The 3993-nt window shown below is 65.7% G+C and carries 4 protein-coding genes; 2 read left to right on the forward strand and 2 right to left on the reverse strand.

Annotated features, from left to right (window positions below):
- Nucleotides 1-338 precede the first annotated feature (338 nt).
- Together ACJA3G_RS32015 and ACJA3G_RS32020 are read right to left on the reverse strand one after the other, a co-directional pair.
- Nucleotides 339-560, reverse strand: a complete 222-nt coding sequence (locus ACJA3G_RS32015; protein WP_406556545.1) for a hypothetical protein — start codon at nucleotides 558-560, stop codon at nucleotides 339-341.
- A gap of 36 nt (nucleotides 561-596) precedes the next feature.
- Complete coding sequence (locus ACJA3G_RS32020) at nucleotides 597-1259, reverse strand: hypothetical protein (protein ID WP_406556546.1); 663 nt, start codon at nucleotides 1257-1259, stop codon at nucleotides 597-599.
- A 212-nt stretch (nucleotides 1260-1471) separates the two neighbouring features.
- Between ACJA3G_RS32020 and ACJA3G_RS32025 the strand changes: the two genes are divergently transcribed.
- Nucleotides 1472-2641 carry a helix-turn-helix domain-containing protein gene (locus tag ACJA3G_RS32025; RefSeq protein ID WP_406556547.1) on the forward strand — a complete coding sequence of 390 codons (1170 nt, stop codon included), beginning with the start codon at nucleotides 1472-1474 and terminating at the stop codon, nucleotides 2639-2641.
- 27 nt (nucleotides 2642-2668) lie between these two features.
- Complete coding sequence (locus ACJA3G_RS32030) at nucleotides 2669-3406, forward strand: 5-formyltetrahydrofolate cyclo-ligase (protein WP_406556548.1); 738 nt, start codon at nucleotides 2669-2671, stop codon at nucleotides 3404-3406.
- Nucleotides 3407-3993: the final 587 nt, after the last annotated feature.

The raw sequence follows: 3993 nt of genomic DNA on the forward strand, positions 1-3993 counted from the left end.
CTCCAGCACTGCGCCGGGTTCCCGCTCCTCTGCCTGGTGCTGATCTCACTGGTGTGGGTGTTCCCCGGGCGACTGCCGTGACCCACGCTCCGCCCGCACCCCAAGTCGTCAGGCTTCGCGCGCGGCAGTCCGGGCGGATCGGCTTCCGCTGCGGTCCGCACGCTCCGCCTCCCCCATAGCTGGTCGCCTCCTGGCCGCGTCGTGGATGCGGGATCTCGACCACGACCAGGAGGCGACCAGCTATGGGGGAGGCGGAGCGTGCGGACCGCAGCGGAAGCCGATCCGCCCGGACTGCCGCGCGCGAAGCCTGACGACTTGGGGTGCGGGCGGAGCGTGGGTCACGGCAGTCGCCCGGGGAACACCCACACCAGTGAGATCAGCACCAGGCAGAGGAGCGGGAACCCGGCGCAGTGCTGGAGGTAGTGCTGCCAGAACGGCAGCGGCCCCCGAGGCGGAGCCGCTGGCGCTCCGGCCTGGCGGCGTGCGGCCCATACGGAGCGGGCCAGGAGTACCGCGTACAGAGGCAATAGGCCATAGGTGAACAAGGTGCGGACGATCATGATCCTGGAGTGCGTAGTGGGGGGCGGGGAGAGTGGTCATCGCGGTGCACCCGCCTCGGTGTCGGCCTCGGTGCGGCAGACCAGGCGTATGCCCCAGCCGTAGAGCCACACCTCAAGTCCGCGTCGCCCCCACTGCGGCTCATCCACGCAGATCTGCGGGACCAGGTCGCTGGCCGACTCGACTGTGAGCAGCGTGATCCACTTGCCTTGGATCAGCCGCTGGAGACGCTGCCAGCCCGGCCGCTCCCACAGCGGCCAGTCCGACAAGCCCCGGTCGTGATGGAACCAGCAGACGTTCCCGCCGTACACCTCGGCCGTTCTCCCGAGTCGCGCGTGAATCGGTTTGACGTCGGTGCCCTGGGGAGCGCAGGTGTAGGTCGCGGCCGACACGCGGAGGGCTTCGACCCTCGTCGTGAGGCTGCGCAGTATCCGGACGTACGAGCTGCTTGGCCGGCCTCGGTCGATCGGCTCCATCTCCAAGAGCTGACGCGCTTGGGCGACGGCTGCTGCCAGCTCCGGCGGAGGATCGAGCCTCAACTCCAGCGTTCGGAGCAGGCTCTCGATCCGCTGTCGGCCCTCGCGCATCGCGTTGGACCGCAGCCGGTAGGTGATCAGGTTTAGGGCTGCGAAGTCACCCGCGCTGCTCGCTGACTGGTCGAGGAGAGCGGTCGCCTGCGTCAAAGGGAGCTGGACCTTCATTGCCCACTTCCCTTCTGCCCTGGGCGTGATTCACGGCCGCTGGCCTTGACGGTGGTGACCTCGCGTAGAACTGCGAAGTGGGTCTTACTCAACTGCCACCAACTCGACCTATCCAGAGCAGGATTGATGCTCTAATGAGGCATCGCTGATGCAAGTAGGGGCATGACCTGGCTGTATCTGTGAACTGGGCTCGATGGACTGGGAGCAACGTCATGGGGCAAAGGAGGTATCGCCTCGCTGAGCGCCGTAAGACGGTCGGGATGACTCAGGAGGCCCTTGCCGATCGCCTCGGTGTGGACCGGAGCACGGTGGTGCGTTGGGAAGCGGGTACTGGATCCCCCCAGCCCTGGCAGCGCCCCCGGCTAGCCGCCCAGTTGCGCGTGAACGCTCTGGAGCTCGAAAGTCTGCTCACGGAGCCGATCGACGAGTCTGATTTTGATCAGCAACGCCGCGAACATGCCCTACGCCACCCAGCCAAGGTCGATATGGGCACCGTTGGGGAGCTGCGACGGGAGTTTGACGAACTGGCCGAGCGATACGACCAGGTGCCCTCGGCGAGTCTTCTCGCGAGAGGCGGAGAGCAGCTCAGCCACCTCACCTTCCTCGCGCGGGAAGCGCGCGGCGGCCGTGTACAGCGTGAACTGATGTCCATCCAGGCTGACGCGTCAGTGCTGATGGGCCAGTTGGCATGGGATGCGTCTCAGCGGCGAGACCAGGATACGGCCAGGAACTACTACGATCAGAGTGGCCAGATCGCACGTCGGCTCCGCGATCACACCCTGGAGGCCCGAGCTCTGCTCCGCACCAGTTACGTCGCCTTGTATGGGGCACAGCAGGATCCGAGAACTGGACTTGGTCTGGCGTTGCAAGCAGCTGAGACAGCCCGATTGACCAGCCCGGGCGTAACTGGCTTGGCCCTCCTTCACGCAGGTGAGGCACACGCGATGCTCGGAGAAGAGCGTGCCTTCGAACGCACTCTCAAGCAGGCTGAGCAAGTACTCGAAAAGTCAGACGCCACAGACGCCGCCGTAGGACTTGTCTCGTCCACCCAGATCGGACGCCTCTCCGGCTCCTGTTACCTGTCCCTAGGACAGCACCGTCGTGCCCAGCTGATCCTGGAGGCCACTGCCGCTGAGCTGCAAGATCGAAAGAAGTCGCGCGCCATCGTGCTGGGCAACCTTACGCTGGCCTACATCCGACAACATGAGCTTGACGCGGCAGTGGAGACCTTGGGAGAGGCAATCGCGGAGCTTGAGGAGACCCGCGGCGGCGGAGGTATGAATCTCGTCTTCGGTGCCGCCCGTGAACTTCGCCCGTGGAGACAAGAACCGATCGTTGCGGATGTCCACGACCGGCTTCTGGCGCTCATGATGGCCGCATAACTAATGAGGAGGAGCCCTGTGCCGCTCGTGCACGACGAAGAGAAGCAACTGGTCCGAAGGGCGGTATGGGAGGCACTCGACACGGCCGGGGCGGTACACGATGAGACAGCACACGGTCGTATCCCCAACTTCGTTGGGGCCGAGGCAGCAGCTCGACGCTTGGCCGAGCTCGACATCTGGAAGACCGCGAGCGTTGTCAAGTCTGTTCCTGACAAAGCACAGCTGCCCGTACGGAGTCTCGCTTTGAAAGCGGGCAAGCTTGTGTACATGGCGGTGCCGAAGCTAGCGACGCGTCAGCCCTTCTACCTGCTCGACCCGCGCAAGCTCTCCGCTCCGCACGATATCGCTGCTTCGAGCAAGCATGCGGCGACTGTGGCCCCCACCGTTGACGTGGATCAACTCCTTCCCATTGACGTCATCGTCTTGGGTAGCGTTGCCGTCAATCGTGCAGGGGTCCGGATCGGCAAGGGGGCTGGCTACTCAGACCTTGAGTTCGCTTTGCTCGCAGAGGCCGGACTCATTCGACCCGACACGGTGGTCATCACAACGGTCCACTCGCTGCAGGTGATCGACGGTTCGATTCCAGCAACGGATCACGACGTCAACGTGGACCTGGTGGTCACTCCCGACGAGGTCATCGAGTGCACGACGCCGCACCGCCCGGCGGGCATCCTGTGGGATCACCTCGATGAGGAAAAGATCTCTTCGATCCCCACGCTGCTGGCCCGCAGTCGGAGCCGCACGGAGGATCCGCAGTGTTCGTAGCACCTCGACGGCGCTCACTGTCCCGAGTCGCCTCGGGTGGCCGGCTCGCGTGCGCGGGGCGGCTCCATGAAACCCGCAGGAACGCGGAGGCGGGGCCGATGATGGACCCGTAGCGGGCGGTGACCTGGTCAAGGACCCGCTCGGCACGCAGCTGGGCCTCGCGCAGACGGTCAATGCTGAGCTGAGTAGGCAAGGACGGCGACCGAAACCCCCACGACTCTCATATCCCAGCCCACGCTGCGCCTACACCCTGCCCAGTGCCGCAACACCGGCAACTTGCTTAGCACAACCCCCTGCGGGCACCACCTAGACAGCAGCCCCGATCTCGAACAATCCCCGGCGACCGCCCCGCTCCGCAGCTCCTCGTCCTGCACAGCCGGCTGGCTGAGGCCGCCGCCGCGCCCAGCAGCGGTGAGCCCCCCAACCGCCTCTTCACCGATCTGCGCCTGGTGCTCCTGTCCATGTCCCTGACCTGGCCTGCCGCCTGCGAACACGTCACCGGCACCGACATGATCGACCAGGTCGACAGCCACATCACCGCCGAACGGCGGCCCTGGCGCAGCGTCGATGCCCCGCCCACCGACCCC

Source organism: Streptomyces sp. YS-3 (assembly GCF_045257485.1).
Classification (GTDB): domain Bacteria; phylum Actinomycetota; class Actinomycetes; order Streptomycetales; family Streptomycetaceae; genus Streptomyces.

What these genes read in the sequence shown, in the direction of transcription:
- ACJA3G_RS32020 (WP_406556546.1), bottom strand. Translation starts at nt 1,259, where the DNA reads ATGAAGGTCCAGCTCCCTTTGACGCAGGCGACCGCTCTCCTCGACCAG.
- ACJA3G_RS32015 (WP_406556545.1), bottom strand. Translation starts at nt 560, where the DNA reads ATGATCGTCCGCACCTTGTTCACCTATGGCCTATTGCCTCTGTACGCG.
- ACJA3G_RS32025 (WP_406556547.1), top strand. Translation starts at nt 1,472, where the DNA reads ATGGGGCAAAGGAGGTATCGCCTCGCTGAGCGCCGTAAGACGGTCGGG.